The organism is Pseudomonas benzenivorans (assembly GCF_024397895.1).
In the GTDB taxonomy this organism is placed as follows: Bacteria; Pseudomonadota; Gammaproteobacteria; order Pseudomonadales; family Pseudomonadaceae; genus Aquipseudomonas; species Aquipseudomonas benzenivorans_A.
Genome location: NZ_CP073346.1, coordinates 2965538 through 2981452, shown reverse-complemented (window position 1 = coordinate 2981452; position 15915 = coordinate 2965538). Strand labels below are relative to the sequence as shown.

The 15915-nt window shown below is 67.2% G+C and carries 15 protein-coding genes; 4 read left to right on the top strand and 11 right to left on the bottom strand.

Going from position 1 to position 15915, the window contains the following annotated elements:
- Positions 1-98: 98 nt before the first annotated feature.
- The 6 genes from ald to KDW96_RS13845 all read right to left on the bottom strand — a co-directional run bounded on the left by ald (position 99) and on the right by KDW96_RS13845 (position 5653).
- On the bottom strand, positions 99-1220 hold the full coding sequence (gene ald / locus KDW96_RS13870) for an alanine dehydrogenase (RefSeq protein ID WP_255836841.1): 1122 nt from the start codon (positions 1218-1220) through the stop codon (positions 99-101).
- A gap of 162 nt (positions 1221-1382) precedes the next feature.
- Positions 1383-2072 carry a glutathione S-transferase N-terminal domain-containing protein gene (locus KDW96_RS13865; RefSeq protein WP_255836840.1) on the bottom strand — a complete coding sequence of 230 codons (690 nt, stop codon included), beginning with the start codon at positions 2070-2072 and terminating at the stop codon, positions 1383-1385.
- The gene (locus KDW96_RS13860; RefSeq protein WP_255836839.1) at positions 2069-2770 is read right to left on the bottom strand and encodes a glutathione S-transferase N-terminal domain-containing protein; all 702 of its coding nucleotides are present in this window, start codon (positions 2768-2770) and stop codon (positions 2069-2071) included. The genes KDW96_RS13865 and KDW96_RS13860 overlap by 4 nt, the downstream gene beginning before the upstream one ends.
- 50 nt (positions 2771-2820) lie before the next feature.
- Positions 2821-3408, bottom strand: a complete 588-nt coding sequence (locus tag KDW96_RS13855) for a TetR/AcrR family transcriptional regulator (RefSeq protein WP_255836838.1) — start codon at positions 3406-3408, stop codon at positions 2821-2823.
- Between the two features lie 59 nt (positions 3409-3467).
- On the bottom strand, positions 3468-4220 hold the full coding sequence (locus KDW96_RS13850; RefSeq protein ID WP_255836837.1) for a slipin family protein: 753 nt from the start codon (positions 4218-4220) through the stop codon (positions 3468-3470).
- A gap of 2 nt (positions 4221-4222) precedes the next feature.
- Positions 4223-5653, bottom strand: a complete 1431-nt coding sequence (locus tag KDW96_RS13845; RefSeq protein ID WP_370295072.1) for an NfeD family protein — start codon at positions 5651-5653, stop codon at positions 4223-4225.
- 203 nt (positions 5654-5856) lie between these two features.
- Between KDW96_RS13845 and yccS the strand changes: the two genes are divergently transcribed.
- On the top strand, positions 5857-8043 hold the full coding sequence (gene yccS, locus KDW96_RS13840) for a YccS family putative transporter (protein WP_255836836.1): 2187 nt from the start codon (positions 5857-5859) through the stop codon (positions 8041-8043).
- A gap of 8 nt (positions 8044-8051) precedes the next feature.
- Here the strand turns inward: yccS and KDW96_RS13835 are convergent, their stop codons facing one another.
- Positions 8052-8909 (bottom strand): HDOD domain-containing protein, encoded by an 858-nt coding sequence (locus tag KDW96_RS13835; protein WP_255836835.1) that lies wholly within the window; start codon positions 8907-8909, stop codon positions 8052-8054.
- Positions 8910-9057: 148 nt separating this feature from the next.
- On the opposite strand from KDW96_RS13835, the gene KDW96_RS13830 reads away from it, so the two are divergent.
- Positions 9058-9540: a GreA/GreB family elongation factor gene (locus KDW96_RS13830; RefSeq protein ID WP_255836834.1), complete on the top strand. Its 483-nt coding sequence runs from the start codon at positions 9058-9060 to the stop codon at positions 9538-9540.
- A 118-nt stretch (positions 9541-9658) separates the two neighbouring features.
- On the top strand, positions 9659-9892 hold the full coding sequence (locus KDW96_RS13825) for a DUF2789 domain-containing protein (RefSeq protein WP_255836833.1): 234 nt from the start codon (positions 9659-9661) through the stop codon (positions 9890-9892).
- Positions 9893-9913: 21 nt separating this feature from the next.
- Here the strand turns inward: KDW96_RS13825 and KDW96_RS13820 are convergent, their stop codons facing one another.
- On the bottom strand, positions 9914-10420 hold the full coding sequence (locus KDW96_RS13820) for a YgjP-like metallopeptidase domain-containing protein (protein ID WP_255836832.1): 507 nt from the start codon (positions 10418-10420) through the stop codon (positions 9914-9916).
- A 306-nt stretch (positions 10421-10726) separates the two neighbouring features.
- Here KDW96_RS13820 and KDW96_RS13815 point away from each other — a divergent pair, with 306 nt between their 5' ends.
- Positions 10727-12343, top strand: a complete 1617-nt coding sequence (locus tag KDW96_RS13815) for a M28 family metallopeptidase (protein WP_255836831.1) — start codon at positions 10727-10729, stop codon at positions 12341-12343.
- 76 nt (positions 12344-12419) lie between these two features.
- Here KDW96_RS13815 and fba read toward each other — a convergent pair whose 3' ends face one another.
- From fba to epd, 3 genes are all read right to left on the bottom strand, one after another.
- The gene (fba, locus tag KDW96_RS13810; RefSeq protein WP_255836830.1) at positions 12420-13484 is read right to left on the bottom strand and encodes a class II fructose-bisphosphate aldolase; all 1065 of its coding nucleotides are present in this window, start codon (positions 13482-13484) and stop codon (positions 12420-12422) included.
- Positions 13485-13630: 146 nt separating this feature from the next.
- Entirely contained in the window at positions 13631-14794 is a 1164-nt protein-coding gene (locus KDW96_RS13805; RefSeq protein WP_255836829.1) for a phosphoglycerate kinase, read from the bottom strand.
- Positions 14795-14798: 4 nt separating this feature from the next.
- The gene (gene epd, locus KDW96_RS13800) at positions 14799-15866 is read right to left on the bottom strand and encodes an erythrose-4-phosphate dehydrogenase (RefSeq protein WP_255836828.1); all 1068 of its coding nucleotides are present in this window, start codon (positions 15864-15866) and stop codon (positions 14799-14801) included.
- Positions 15867-15915: the final 49 nt, after the last annotated feature.

Below are 15915 nucleotides of genomic sequence, written 5' to 3'. Positions count from 1 at the left end.
GACTAGCCGCACCGGCAAGTCCGATGGAAGCGACCGGCCACCACGACGTCAGGCCCAGGGCTAACGCCCGGAGCCACGCCGCGATGGCACAGGCCGGGCTAGAGATGCTCCAGCACGCTGGTGGCCGAGTGATACGGCAGGCCGTGGGCCTCGGCGACGCTGCCGCAGGTGATCAGGCCCTTGGCCACGTTGAGACCGTTGCACAGGTGCGGGTCTTCTTCCAGGGCGCGGCGCGTGCCCTTCTCGGCCAGGGCGATGACGAACGGCAGGGTCGCGTTGTTCAGCGCCAGGGTCGAGGTGCGTGCCACCGCACCGGGCATGTTGGCCACGCAGTAATGCACCACCTCGTCGACCACATAGGTCGGCTCGGCATGGGTGGTGGCCTTGGAGGTCTCCGCACAGCCGCCCTGGTCGATGGCCACGTCGACCAGTACCGCGCCGGGCTGCATCTTGCTGACCATTTCGGCGCTGATCAGCTTGGGCGCCGCCGCACCGGGAATCAGCACGCCGCCGATCACCAGGTCCGCCGCCAGCACCTGCTCGCGCACGGCGGTGCGGGTCGAGTAGAGGGTGGTGATGCGACTGCCGTACTGGGCATCCAGGCGGCGCAGGGCATCGACGCTCTTGTCCAGCACGGTGACGTCCGCGCCCAGGCCCACGGCCATGGCCAGGGCATGACTGCCGACCACGCCACCACCGAGTATCACCACCTTGCCCGGGGCCACACCCGGCACCCCGCCAAGCAGCACGCCACGACCGCCACGGGCCTTCTCCAGACAATTGGCGCCGGCCTGGATCGACATGCGTCCGGCCACCTCCGACATCGGCGCCAGCAACGGCAGGCGGCCATGGTTGTCGGTGACGGTTTCGTAGGCGATGCAGGTGGCGCCGCCGGCCATCAGCTCGTCGGTCTGCGGCCGATCCGGCGCCAGGTGCAGGTAGGTGAACAGGGTATGGTGCGGACGCAGGCGGGCGCGTTCCACCGCCAGGGGCTCCTTGACCTTGACGATCAGCTCCGCCTCGCCGAACACCTGGCCGGCGTCCTTGGCGATCTGCGCGCCAACGGCCAGGTAGTCGGCATCGCTGAAGCCGATGGCGCTGCCGGCGTGGGTCTCGACCAGCACCTCGTGACCGAGCACGGTCAGCTCGGCCACCGACTGCGGCGTCAGGCCGACGCGGTACTCGTGATTCTTGATTTCCTTGGGAACACCGATGCGCATAGCTACCTCCAGGCGAAAACCGGATGACCATAGGAAAAGTCTAGGCAACGCCTGCCAGGAGCCGACCTGAATTGGCCGCACTTTTCAGGGATATTCCCTGAATTATCCAATCTTGCGGCACACCGACGAGACCGCCCGGTGCCGGGCGGTCCTGCTGACGACTCAGGCGCCCTGGCCGAACAGCAGCTTGCGCGCCTCGGCGGTGAGCAAGGCGTCGGGGTCGCGGTTGACCTCATCGACCAGGGCATAGGCGCGCTGCACCGCCGGCCGCGCCGCCATGCGCGCGAGCCAGGCGGCCATGTGCGGGAAGTCCTCCAGGCGCTGTCGCTGCGCCTCCCAGCCCTTGGTCCAGGGGTAGATGGCCATGTCGGCGATCGAATAGGCGCCGGCCACGTAGTCGCGCCCCGCCAGCTGGCGGTCGAGCACGCCATACAGCCGCGCGGTTTCCTTGACGTAGCGCTCGATGGCATAGGGGATAGGTTCCGGCGCGTAGCGCACGAAATGGTGGTTCTGCCCGGCCATGGGCCCGACTCCGCCCATCTGCCAGTGCAGCCACTGCAGCACTTGATAACGTGCCCGCGCCTCGCTCGGCAGGAACTGCCCGGCCTTGTCCGCCAGGTACTCGAGGATCGCCCCCGACTCGAACAGGGCGATGGGCTCGCCGCCGTCACGCGGGTCGTGGTCGACGATGGCCGGAATGCGGTTGTTCGGCGCGATCTTGAGGAAGGCCGGGTCGAACTGCTCGCCCTTGCCGATGTGCACCGGTATCACCCGGTACTCCAGGCCGGCTTCCTCGAGAAAGATGCTGACCTTGTGGCCGTTCGGCGTGGTCCAGTAGTAGAGGTCGATCATGCCGCCTCCTGCCCGCTCGTCTCGGCACGCTTCACCGGCCCGCACGCGGCCTCATAGTGATTCAACAGGCGCTGGAACCAGGCCCCTACCTTGGAATCCGTGGCCCAGGGCTGGGTGCCCAGGCACCAGGCCCAGAAGAACAGGCCGCCGACCAGATAGTCAGTACCGCCGGCGCTGTCGCCGTCCAGATAGGGCTGATCGGCCAGCCAGGCCTCCAGGGGCGCCAGGGCCTGGCGCAGCTGCACGGCACCCGCCTCGGGATCGGCGAAGGCTTCGAGGGTGCTGCCCAGGGCCTTTTCGCGGGTGGTGCGGAAGTAATCCTGATCAGCCGGCGCGATCACCGCGTGGACCCGCGGCACGAGAATCTTCAGCAGGGGCATGCGCAGCGCCTGGAAGATCACCCGCTCGAGCAGTCGCGCCCGATTGGCCGCCTCGCCGGCGCCCAGCAGGGGGCGCTCGGGATAGGTACGGTCCAGGTACTGGAAGATCGCCACGCTGTCGTGCACCACGCTGTCGCCATCGCGCAGCACCGGCACCAGCTGCTGCCCGGAACAGGCCAGGGGCGTCTTGTCGGTGAAGCACAGCGGCCGGCTGTGGAACTCCAGGCCCTTGTGCAGCAGGGCCAGGCGCACGCGCCAGCAGTAGGGGGAAAACAGCAGCTCGGGGTCAGCCCCGCGCAGCTCGAAGAGTTCACGCATGTTCATCTCCTTTGAATCGGAGCCGAACGGCTCCTAAGTAGAACGAATATTCAGGCCAGGCTGCGCATCACCACCCGCACCGTGGCCTCGATACTGGCCGCCGACAGCCCGGACTTGACCTGGGTGCGCAGGCCGCTCATCACGCACTGCAGGTAGTCGCCCAGGGCCTCGACATCGGCCTCGGCGCCGAGCTCGCCACTGGCCTGGGCGCGCCGCAGGGCCTCATGGAAGACCTGGCAGAACCCCTCGGTAGCCCGCTGCACGACCTGGGCCACGCCGGGATCGCGCCGGGAGAACTCGTTGGCCACGTTGACCAGCATGCAGCCGCGCGGCACCCCGTCCACACCCTGATCGTCGAGCACACCGAGCAGCCGCTGGCGGATATAGCCCAGGGGCGAGGGGCTGCGCTCGAGCAACTCGAGCAGCTCGGCCTGGCGCTGCCGGCAATAATGGCTGAACGCCGCCTCGAACCAGGCCTGCTTGCTCGGGTAGGTCTGGTACAGGCTGCTCTTCGACAGGCCGGTCGCCTGCTGCAACTCCTGCAGCGAGGCAGCCTCGTAGCCACGCCGCCAGAACAGCTGCATCGCGCACTCCAGGGCCTGCTCGGGGCAGAAGGATTTGGGACGTCCAGGGTTCATGGAGTCATTAAGGACCGATCGGTCCTAAAATACAACCCAGACGAAAGTCGATGTACGTCCTAGGACTTGGACGTCTTGACGGCCTGCAACAGCTCGATCGGCAGCGGGAAGACAATGGTGGAACTCTTGTCCCCGGCGATATTGCTCAGGGTCTGCATGTAGCGCAACTGCATGGCGCCCGATTGCCGGCCGAGCATCTCGGCCGCCTGCATCAGCTTTTCCGAGGCCTGCAACTCACCCTCGGCATGGATCACCTTGGCCCGCCGCTCGCGCTCGGCCTCGGCCTGCTTGGCGATGGCGCGGATCATCGACTCGTCGAGGTCGACGTGCTTGATCTCGACATTGGCCACCTTGATGCCCCAGGCATCGGTCTGCACATCGAGCACATGCTGGATATCGATGTTCAGGCGCTCGCGTTCGGCCAGCATTTCGTCCAGCTCATGCTTGCCGAGCACCGCGCGCAGGGTGGTCTGCGCCAGCTGGCTGGTGGCTTTCAGAAAGTCCTCGACCTGAATGATCGCCTTCTGCGGATCCAGCACGCGGAAATACACCACCGCGTTGACCTTGACCGACACGTTGTCCCGGGAGATCACGTCCTGGGTCGGCACGTCCAGGACGATGGTCCGCAGGTCCACCCGCACCATCTGCTGGATGCCGGGAATGATGATGATCAGGCCGGGGCCCTTGACCCGCCAGAAGCGTCCCAGCTGGAACACCACGCCGCGCTCGTACTCGCGCAGGATACGGAACGCCGAGACCAGCAAGGCAATCAGCAGCACCGCCAGGGCGGAAAAGCTCAGTTCGAATCCCATCACTAGTCTCCTTCAGGCGGCGCGTCTTCGGCCGCGGTCACGTCCAGCAGCAAACCTTTGCGCGCCAGCACCCGCACCGGCTGGCCCCGCTGCAGGGGCGTCTGGCTGACCACCTGCCACTGCTCACCCTGCAGCTGTACCCAGCCGCCCCGCGGATTGTCCGGCGCCACGCTGTTGACCCGCACCAGACTGCCGACCAGCTCGGTGTCCCCGCCGACCAGGGCACGATGTCGGGCACGCAGGGCCATGCTGAGGATGACGAAGATCACCAGGCCACTGGTGAGCCCCAGGGTGACGATCAGCGCCAGCGGGATGCCGAAGCCCGGTACGTCGGTGTCGATCAGGATCAAGGCGCCGAAGCAGAACGCCACCACCCCGCCGATGCCCAGCACGCCGAAACTCGGCATGAAGGCCTCGGCGGCGATAAAGGCGATCCCGAGCAGGATCAACGCCACCCCAGCGTAGTTCACCGGCAGCAGTTGCAGCGAATACAGCGCCAGGATCAGGCAGATGCCGCCCAGCACGCCGCCGACCCCGGTGCCCGGGTTGGAGAACTCGAAGAACAGGCCGTAGACGCCGATCATCATCAGCAGCAGCGCCACGCTGGGGTTGGTGATCACCGCCAGCAGCTGGGTGCGCCAGTCCGGCCCATGGCTGACCAGCAGCGCGCCCTCGGTGTCCAGGGTGACCTCGACGCCCGCGGCGGTAAAGGACTTGCCGTGCAGCTGCTTGAGCAGGTGCGGCAGGTCGTTGGCCAGGTAGTCGATGACCTTGAGCTGCAGCGCCTCGGCGGCGGACAGGCTGACTGCCTCGCGCACCGCCTGCTCGGCCCACTCGGCATTGCGTCCGCGCAGCTGCGCCAGGCCGCGGATATAGGCCGAGGCATCGTTGATCTGCTTCTTGCTCAGGGTATCGGTCGGTGCGGCAGCCTTCTGCGCCTTGTCCTTCTTCTGCGCCGGGTCCGCCTTTTCGCCTCCTTGCGTCGCCTCCGGCTCATCCGGCTTCGGCGAAGGCGAGCCCGGCATGCCGCCGATCTGCACCGGCGTCGCCGCCCCCAGGTTGGTCCCGGGCGCCATGGCGGCCACATGGCTGGCGTAGAGGATGTAGGTGCCGGCACTGGCGGCCCGCGCGCCGCTTGGCGCGACGTAGCTGGCCACCGGAATCGGGCTGGCGAGAATCGCCTTGATGATGTCGCGCATCGAGGTATCCAGGCCACCGGGGGTGTCGATGCTGATCACCACCAGCTGCGCGCCCTCGTCCACCGCCCGCGCCAGCCCGCGCACCAGGTAGTCGGCGCTGGCCGGGCCGATCGCGCCGTCGACGCGCAGCTCCACCACCAGCGCGGGTGCCGCCGCCAGCCACGTGGGCACCAGCAGCAGGGCCAAGGCCAGACACAGGCGGCGAGCCGACGCCAGGGTCGCGGAAAGCTTCACGTTCCTCTCCATGACAGCCGTCATGGTTGATGCCCCAGGCGCGGGGCGCGGCTGCCTGTCTACAGGATAGTCCATGGTTTTTCACAGACCGCCGCGCGCTCCAGGCGTACGCAGCTGGCAGCGAATGTGGCGCTGGGGAGTGCCGCCGGTCGGACGATTCCATTAGTCTGCTTGGCAAGTCTCACGGACAAGGCCGTTCATCGATGTCGTCCCCCTCGCTCCGCCACTCCCTGCGCCGACTCTGGGCACTGGACAAGTTCAGCTACAGCCTGCGGGTGTTCATCGCCCTGGGCGGCGCCCTGCTGCTGTGCTGGTCCCAGGGCTGGATGCACGCCCTGATCCCGCTGTTTCTCGGGGTGATCGCCAGCGCCCTGGCCGAAACCGACGACAGCTGGCAGGGGCGGCTAACCGCCCTGCTGGTGACCCTCGGCTGCTTCAGCGCCGCCGCCTACACGGTGGAGCTGCTGTTCCCCTACCCCTGGCTGTTCGTCGCCGCCCTGGCACTGTCGAGCTTCGCCCTGACCATGCTCGGCGCCCTCGGCGAGCGCTTCGCCACCCTGGGCTGGGCGACCCTGATTCTGGCGATCTACAGCATGATCGGCGTGGAGCAGCGCGGCGGCAGCGCCGGCCTCGGGCCGGAACCGCTGCTGCTGGTGGCCGGCGCCGCCTGGTACGGCCTGCTCTCGGTGATCTGGAATGCCCTGTTCGCCCACCAGCCGCTGCAGCACAGCCTGGCCCGGCTGTTCCGCGAGCTGGGCCGCTACCTCAAGCTCAAGGCCGCCCTGTTCGAGCCGCTGCGCCAGCTCGACGTGGAGCGGCGCCGCCTGGACCTGGCCAGGCAGAACGGCAAGGTGGTCGCCGCCCTGAACGCGGCCAAGGAGATCATCCTGCACCGGGTCGGCAACGACCGGCCGAGCCCCAAGGTCGGGCGCTACCTCAAGCTGTACTTCCTCGCCCAGGACATCCACGAGCGCGCCAGCTCCTCCCACTACCCTTATAACGAACTGGCCGAGGCCTTCTTCCACAGCGACGTGCTGTTCCGCTGCCAGCGCCTGCTGCGCCTGCACGGCGAGGCCTGTGAACGGCTGGCACAGGCCATCGAACTGCGTCAGCCTTTCGAGTACCGCGAGCTGTGCTCCCAGGCTCTGGAAGACCTGCATGCCTCCCTCGACCACCTGCACCTGCAGAGCAACCCGGCCTGGCGCCACTTGCTGCGCTCGCTGCACGCCCTGGCCGGCAACCTCGCCACCCTCGATCAGCTGCTGGGCAACGCCAGCAATCCCGACGCCCTGGCCGAGGAGCAGGACAGCAGCCTGCTGGACCGCGAGCCCCAGTCGCTGAAGGATGTGGCCGAGCGTCTGCGCCTGCAACTGACGCCCACCTCCCTGCTGTTCCGTCACGCCCTGCGCCTGGCCGTCGCCCTGGCCGCCGGCTATGGCCTGCTGCACTGGATCGACCCGGCCCAGGGCTTCTGGATCCTGCTGACCACGGTATTCGTCTGCCAACCCAATTACGGCGCCACCCGGCGCAAGCTGGTGCAGCGCATCGCCGGCACGGTGCTGGGCCTGGTGCTCGGCTGGGCCCTGTTCGACCTGTTCCCCAACACCCTGGTGCAGGCATTCTTCGCGGTGGCCGCCGGGGTCGTGTTCTTCGCCACCCGCAGCAGCCGCTACACCCTGGCCACGGCGGCGATCACCCTGATGGTGCTGTTCTGCTTCAACCAGGTCGGCGACGGCTACGGGCTGATCATCCCGCGCCTGGTCGACACCCTGCTCGGCAGCCTGATCGCCGGCCTGGCGGTGTTCCTCATCCTGCCGGACTGGCAGGGCCGGCGACTGGACCGCATGGTGGCCAATACGCTCGGCTGCAACGGCACCTACCTGCGCCAGATCATTCGCCAGTACACCACCGGCAAGCGCGACGACCTGGCCTATCGCCTGGCCCGGCGCAACGCCCACAACGCCGACGCGGCGCTGTCCACCACCCTGGGCAATATGCTCATGGAGCCCGGGCACTTCCGTAAGGAGGCGGACATCGGCTTTCGCTTCCTGGTGCTCTCGCACACCCTGCTGAGCTACCTCTCCGGGCTCGGCGCGCACCGCGGCGAGGTGCTCCTGGACGCGGGCCAGAGCCATCTGCTGGAGAGTGCCGAGCGCCTGGCCAGCAGCCTCGACGAGATCGCCGGCAATCTCGGCGAAGGTCGCGCGGTGGCGATCCACAGCGACGCCGAAGAGCAACTCGCGGCCGAGCTGGAGCGCTTACCGGAGGAGATGGATGACCAGCTGCGTCTGGTACAGACCCAGCTGGCGCTGATCTGTCGACAACTCGGCCCGCTGCGCACCCTCGCCGCGCACCTGCTCAAGGGCAGCGGCGCGCCCTCAAAGGCGTGAGTGAATGCCTAGCGCAGGGCTGCGGCGATGCTGTGGATTTCGTCCCAGTGCTGGCTGACCAGTAAGAGGCAGCCATCCTCATCCATCTCATCATCGGGCGGCGTCAGTTTGCCGAAGCCCGCCAGCTCGCTGAGCCGCGGCAGGTCGGCGGCGGGGTCGGTGTCCTTGACCGTGTGGTACAAGCCCAGATTGACCAGATCGATCAGTTCGATCTGCCGCTGCCGCTGCAGGGTCCAGTTGCCCACGTCGCGGATGATCTGCACATAGGCATCGTCCACTGCCCATTTCTTCAGCAGCATGACGCCCAGCGACTTGCTGTAGGCCCGGCACAGCTTGTAGTAGCGCGTCTGGGTGGGCACCAGTTCCTTGCTCTTGAATGCCGACAGCACGGCCAGCGAACCGACCTCGCTGAGCAGGCAGGCCAGCACCGCATGATCCGCCGGGATGCGCCCGACCATGCGCGCCAGGAAAGCGCAGACGCTGGCCTTGAGGGTCAAGCGGTGCCAGGCCTCCATGAACAGCTGCTTGTGTTCGGCGCTGTGCAGGGTAAACAGGCTCTTGACGCTATGCACCATCACCACCCGGTCCACCTGCTGCAAACCGAGCACCCGCAGCACGTCCTGCAGGGTTTTCGGCGCCATGCGCGAGCGCAACAAGGCGCTGGACGCATACTTCATCAACAGGGCGCTGAGCGCCGGGTCCTGACCGATCAGCTCGACCAACTGGCTGATGCTGACCTCAGGTGCGGCCAGCGCGCGGCGAATCTTCCAGGTCAGGGTCGGCAGGCTCGGCAACTGCTCCTGATCGCTCATCAGTTGCGCGATCAGGTCACGGTAGACCGAATAGTCCGACTGCTTGGTTTCCATTGTGACTTCCCCCCGGTATCGCCCGGAGTGTAGCCAAGCGGCCTCTCTATTGCGCGCCTTTCCTTAGTCCGAGCCGCGCCCGTGTTTTGCCAGCGACCACCGGCACGCGGATAATCCGCCCTTTCCCGCTGCGCCTTGTGAGCCGTCGATGGACAAGAACCCGCTGCACCAGTTGATTGTCGAGCGACTGCAGGCCGATCTGGAGCTGGCCCGGCGCGCCGCCCAGAGCGCCTACGAGGCGGCCACCGACGAAGAGAACATCGCCGAGAACAAGTACGACACCCTCGGCCTCGAGGCCTCCTACCTCGCCGCAGGCCAGGCGCGCCGCGTGGAGGAGATCCGCCACAGCCTCGCGGCCTGGCAACAACTGACCCTGCGCCCCTTCGACCCGCGCCAGGGCATCCAGCTCGGCGCCCTGGTATGGCTGGCCGACACCGGGGACCGCGAACAGTGCCTGCTGCTCGGCCCGGACGGTGCCGGGCTGAAGGTGCAGTGGCAGGGCCAGGAGGTGTTGGTGGTCAGCCCGCGTGCGCCACTGGGTCAGCGCCTGCTCGGCTGCGGCACCGGCGATGAGGTGGAAATCCGCGTCGGCGGGGGCCTGCAGCAGTTCGAGATCCTGCGCGTCGCCTGAGCCTCGAGGGGGCGCCCCGCATCAACCCCTGCTCGATCTGCGCTAGGCTGAAAGAAGCACGGTCGCCGGCTGGCCGGCGCAGCCCCGGCGCCCTATCCACCGAGCAGAGGAACGCGTCATGGAAAGCCCCATCCACAATCTCCCGGCCTTGTTCAAACAGCTCGGCTTGCCCGCCGACCAGGCCAGCATCGAGCGCTTCATCCGCAGTCACTCGCCCCTGGCGCCGACCTGCAAACTCGCCGAAGCGCCGTTCTGGAGTCCGTCCCAGGCCGCCTTTCTGCGCGAGGAAATCCTCGAGGACGCCGACTGGGCCGAGGTGGTCGATCAGCTCAACGTGATGCTGCGCGGCTGAGCGCCGCCAACAACGGGTTGCTCAGTCGGGCTTGGCCGCGGCCAGGTCACGCCAGGTCAGGTACAGGCGCAGATCGAACTCCAGCTGCCCGTAGCCGGGCAGCATGTGCTCGCACAGCTGGTAGAAGGCCTTGTTGTGCGCGGACTCCTTCAGGTGCGCCAGCTCGTGCACCACGATCATCTGCAGAAACTCCGGCGCCGCCTCCTTGAACAGGGAGGCGACGCGAATCTCCTTCTTGGCCTTGAGCTTGCCGCCCTGCACCCGCGAGATCGCCGTGTGCAGGCCCAGGGCGCGGTGGGTCAGGTCCAGGCGATTGTCATACAGCACCTTGTCCAGCGCCGGCGCATTGCGCAGGTGCTCCTGCTTCAGCGCCACGGCGTAGGCATACAGCGCCTTGTCGCTCTGCACCGCGTGATGACCACCATAGCGCCGGCTCAGGTAGTCGCCCAGGCGCTCTTCGGCGATCAGTCGGCGCACCTGGTCGAGCACCTGGGCGGGGTAGCCTTGCAGATATTTCAGGGGCGTCATGGCCGCGACTTCTTGCCAGTAGTGTCGATAAGGCCGCGGAGTATGCCGCAGCACCGAGCCATCGACCTACCGTTCGTCGGCGAATCCAGCCGGGGCTGTGCCCCTATGACGCGCTGCCACGGGCTCCCTTGGCCGGCCGGCGCTCGCCAAAGGGTGCGCCAATTCACAGAGATGGTACGCACGCTCCAAAAATAGAAAAGCCGGGCTAGGCTTCCGGTTCGCGTCCGGATCGATGCAGTTAAGGACCAGTCGCCAGAGGCCACAAGCCGACCTGGCAGCGCGCTCTCCCTAAGGATTGGAGGAACCATGTCTAAGACAGTTACCCGCTGGCATCTTCTCAGTTGTTCTCTCGCTCTCTCCCTCTCCACCAGCCTGCAAGCCGCCCCACCGGCTACCAGCGACCTGCTCAACGAATTCTGGAGCCCGGCCCGACCGACCTCGGCCGGCTGCAATTCGGTGCTGCTGAACAACAGCCCCCTGGGGCTGCCCCGCTGCATGCAGGCCAGAAAGACCCTGTACCACCTGCAGATGCTGCAGGACATCGCCGCCGCCAACGGCGGCACCCGCGCCGCCGGCCTGCCGGGCTATCAGGCCTCGGTGGACTACGTGAAGCAGACCCTTGAAGGAGCCGGCTACCAGGTCAGCCTGCAAGCCTTCCCGTTCACCGCGTTCTACCCCCAGGGCCCGGGCGAGCTGGCGGCCCTGGCGCCCACGCCGGCCACCTATGAATGGGAGAGCGATTTCACCTACCTGTCGCAGACCGAGGCCGGCAACCTCAGCGCCAGCGTGGCCCCCGTAGACCTGGCCCTGGGCCCGGACAACGGCTCGACCAGCGGTTGCGAGGCCGAAGACTTCGTCGGCTTCCCCGCCGGCGCCATCGCCCTGATCCAGCGCGGCGCCTGCAGCTTCCAGCAGAAGGCGGAGAACGCCGCGGCGGCGGGCGCGGTCGGCGCCATCATCTTCAACCAGGGCAACACCGAGGACCGCAAGGGCCTGCTCAATGCCACCCTCGGCGACGGCTACTCCGGTGGCATACCGGTGCTGTTCGCGACCTACGACAAGGGCGCGACCTGGGCGGCCACCGCGGGCCTGCAACTGCGCCTGATGGTCGACGTGGTGCGCGAGAAGACCGAGACCTTCAACATCATCGCCGAGACCCGTCGCGGCAACCCGGACAACGTGGTGATGGTCGGCGCCCACTTGGACTCGGTGTTCGAGGGCGGCGGCATCCAGGACAACGGCTCGGGCAGCGCGGCGATCCTCGAGATGGCCCTGCAGATGCGCAAGGCCCGGCCGCGCAACAAGGTGCGTTTCGCCTGGTGGGGCGCGGAAGAGTCCGGCCTGGTCGGCTCGACGCATTACGTGCAGAACCTCAGCGCCGAAGAGAAGGCGAAGATCAAGGTCTACTTGAACTTCGACATGATCGCCTCGCCGAACTTCGCCTACTTCATCTATGACGGCGACGGCTCCGATTTCGGCCTGCAGGGCCCGCCCGGCTCGGCGGCGGTGGAGAAGCTGTTCGAGACCTACTACCGCCTGCGTGCCCTGCCGTCCGAAGGCGACGAGATCAGCTTCCGCTCCGACTACGCGCAGTTCTTCCTCGACGGCATTGCCTTCGGCGGGCTGTTCACCGGCGCCGAAGTGCTGAAGAGCGACGAGCAGGCGGCGAAGTACGGCGGCGACGCCGGCATCGCCTTCGACCCCTGCTATCACCAGGCCTGCGACAACATCAGCAACATCAACCAGCAGGCCCTGGAGATCAACGGCGACGCCGCGGCGTTCGCCACCAGCTGGCTGTCGTTGTCGACCAAGATCATCGACGACGAGATCGCCGCGGCGCAGCAACCGAGCGCCCGCGCCTTCAGCCAGCAGAAATCCACCGCCTACGACATCACCCACTGGGGCAAACACTGGATCAAGTAAGCCGGTGCCGGGGTTCTGCTGACCCCGGGAAACGAAAAAGCCCGCTCTAGAGCGGGCTTTTTTTCTGCAGCGCGGCTCAGTTGACCTTGGCGGCCAGCTCGCCCTTGGCGTAGCGCAGGTACATGGCGTCCAGGGAGATCGGCTTGATCTTCGAGGCGTTGCCGGCGGTACCGAAGGCCTCGTAGCGGGCGATGCAGATGTCACGCATGGCGGTGACGGTGGCGGCGAAGAACTTGCGCGGGTCGAACTCACTCGGGTGCTCGGCCATCATGCGGCGCATGGCGCCGGTGGAGGCCAGGCGCAGGTCGGTGTCGATGTTGACCTTGCGCACGCCGTGCTTGATGCCCTCGACGATCTCCTCGACCGGCACGCCGTAGGTCTCCTTGATGTCGCCGCCGTACTGGTTGATCACCGCCAGCCACTCCTGCGGCACGCTGCTGGAGCCGTGCATCACCAGGTGGGTGTCGGGGATGCGCGCGTGGATCGCCTTGATCCGGTCGATGGCGAGGATATCGCCGGTCGGCGGCTTGGTGAATTTGTAGGCGCCGTGGCTGGTGCCGATGGCGATGGCCAGGGCGTCGACCTGGGTGCGCTTGACGAAGTCGGCGGCCTCCTCCGGATCGGTGAGCATCTGGCTGTGATCGAGCACACCCTCGGCGCCGACGCCGTCCTCTTCACCGGCCATGCCGGTTTCCAGGCTGCCCAGGCAACCCAGCTCACCTTCCACCGAGACGCCACAGGCGTGGGCCATGGCCACGGCTTGCTGGGTCACGCGCACGTTGTAGTCGTAGTCGGCCGGGGTCTTGCCGTCTTCCTTCAGCGAGCCATCCATCATCACCGAGCTGAAACCCAGCTGGATCGAGCGCTGGCAGACATCCGGGCTGGTGCCGTGGTCCTGATGCATGCACACCGGGATATGCGGGAACTCTTCGATGGCGGCCAGGATCAGGTGGCGCAGGAAGGGCGCGCCGGCGTACTTGCGGGCACCGGCGGAAGCCTGGACGATCACCGGCGAGTCGGTCTTGTCGGCCGCTTCCATGATCGCGCGCATCTGCTCGAGATTGTTCACGTTGAAGGCCGGCACGCCGTAGCCGTATTCGGCGGCGTGGTCGAGCATCTGGCGCATGCTGATAAGTGCCATGGTTTCCTGTCTCCCGGTTTGGAGGTCGTTAATCGTGCAAGCCTGCCGCAGGGGCAGGCGCTATTCAAGTATTCGGGGATAAGGGGTCGCCGGCGCGCGCCGCGGTTCAGGCTTCAACGCCCGGCCCAAGGCGCGCCCCGGGCGACTCAGCCCCGGGCGCGATCTTCGAGCACGGCCACGGCCGGCAGCAGCTTGCCCTCGACGAACTCGAGGAAGGCGCCACCGCCGGTGGAGATATAGCTGATGCGCTCGGCCACGCCGTATTTGTCGATCGCCGCCAGGGTGTCGCCACCGCCGGCGATGGAGAACGCCGGGCTCTCGGCGATGGCTTCGGCCAGCACCCGGGTGCCGTTGCCGAACTGATCGAACTCGAACACCCCGACCGGGCCGTTCCACAGGATGGTCCGGCTGGATTTGAGCAGCTCGGCGAACTGCGCCGCGGTCTGCGGGCCGATGTCGAGAATCATGTCGTCCTCGGCCACCTCGGCCACCGGCTTGACGGTCGCCTCGGCGTCCTCGGCGAAGGCCTTGGCCACCACCACGTCGACCGGCAGCGGCACGCTGACCTTGGCCGCGATGGCCTTGGCGGTGTCCACCAGGTCGGCCTCGTACAGCGACTTGCCGACCGGGAAACCGGCGGCGGCGAGGAAGGTGTTGGCGATGCCGCCGCCGACGATCAGCTGGTCGCAGACCTGGCTGAGGCTGTTGAGCACGTCCAGCTTGGTCGACACCTTGGAGCCGGCGACGATCGCCGCCATCGGTTTGGCCGGGTTGCCCAGGGCCTTGCCCAGAGCGTCCAGCTCGGCGGCCAGCAGGGGGCCGGCGCAGGCGACCGGGGCGAACTTGGCCACGCCATGGGTCGAACCCTCGGCGCGGTGGGCGGTGCCGAAGGCATCCATGACGAACACGTCGCACAGCGCGGCGTACTGCTGGGCCAGCTCGTCGCTGTTCTTCTTCTCGCCCTTGTTGAAGCGCACGTTCTCGAACAGCACCAGCTCGCCGGCGGCGAGCTCGACACCGCCGAGGTAGTCGGCCAGCAGCGGCACGTCCCGGCCCAGGGCCTTGGACAGGTAGTCGGCGACCGGCTTGAGGCTGTTCTCCTGGGAGAACTCACCCTCGCTGGGGCGGCCCAGGTGCGAGCAGACCATCACCGCCGCGCCCTTCTCCAGCGCCAGCTTGATGGTCGGCAGGGCGGCGAGGATGCGCGCATCGCTCTTCACCACGCCGTCCTTCACCGGCACGTTGAGGTCTTCGCGGATCAGCACGCGCTTACCCTGGAGGTCGAGGTCGGTCATCTTCAAAACGGTCATGGAATCAGTCCTTCACGGGGGCTGGTTGAACGGTGGCAGTGGAGACTTCGAGGAAATGCTGGGCGACATCGAGCATGCGGTTGGCGAAACCCCACTCGTTGTCGAACCAGGCCAGCAGGTTGACCAGGCGCGGGCCGGAGACCCGCGTCTGGCTGCCATCGACCACCGCCGAATGGGGGTCGTGGTTGAAGTCGCAGCTGGCATGGGGCAGTTCGGTGTAGGCGATCAGGCCCTTGAGCGGCCCGGCTTCGGCGGCCTCGCGCAGCACCCGGTTGATCTCGGCGGCCGAGGTGTCGCGGGCGGTCTGCAGGGTGATGTCCAGGCAGGAGACGTTGACCGTCGGCACCCGGATGGCCTTGGCCTGGATGCGTCCGGTCAGTTCCGGCAGCAGACGCTCGATGCCCTTGGCCAGGCCGGTGGACACCGGGATCACCGACTGGAAGGCCGAGCGCGTGCGGCGCAGGTCTTCGTGGTGGTAGGCGTCGATCACCGGCTGGTCGTTCATCGCCGAGTGGATGGTGGTGATGGAGACGTACTCCAGGCCCACGGCGTCGTTGAGCAGCTTGAGCAGCGGCACCCCGCAGTTGGTGGTGCAACTGGCGTTGGACACCAGGCGCTCGGCGCCGCTCAGGCGTTGCTGATTGACCCCGAAGACGATGGTCGCATCGATATCCGCCTCGCCGGCCATCGGCTGGGAGAACAGCACCCGCGGCGCACCGGCCTTGAGGAAACGCTCGGCATCGGCGCGGGTGGTGTACTGCCCCGAGCACTCCAGCAGCAGGTCGATATCCAGCGCCGCCCAGTCGATGCCTTCCGGCTCTTCCTCGCGCAGCACCCGCACGCAGTCGCCATTGATATGCAGGCAATCGCCCTCGACCCGCACCTCGCCGGGGAAGCGGCCATGGGTCGAGTCGAAACGGGTCAGGTACTCGAGACTGGCCTGATCGGCCAGGTCATTGAGGGCGACGATCTCCAGCCGCGCGCCAGCGCCGCGCTCGTGCAGCGCGCGCAGCACGCAGCGACCGATGCGGCCGTAGCCGTTGAGGGCAACTCTGTAGGGACGATTGGGCATGGCGATCTCGATGGATAAACGACCGTAGGATGAGCCGCGCCGCACGCAG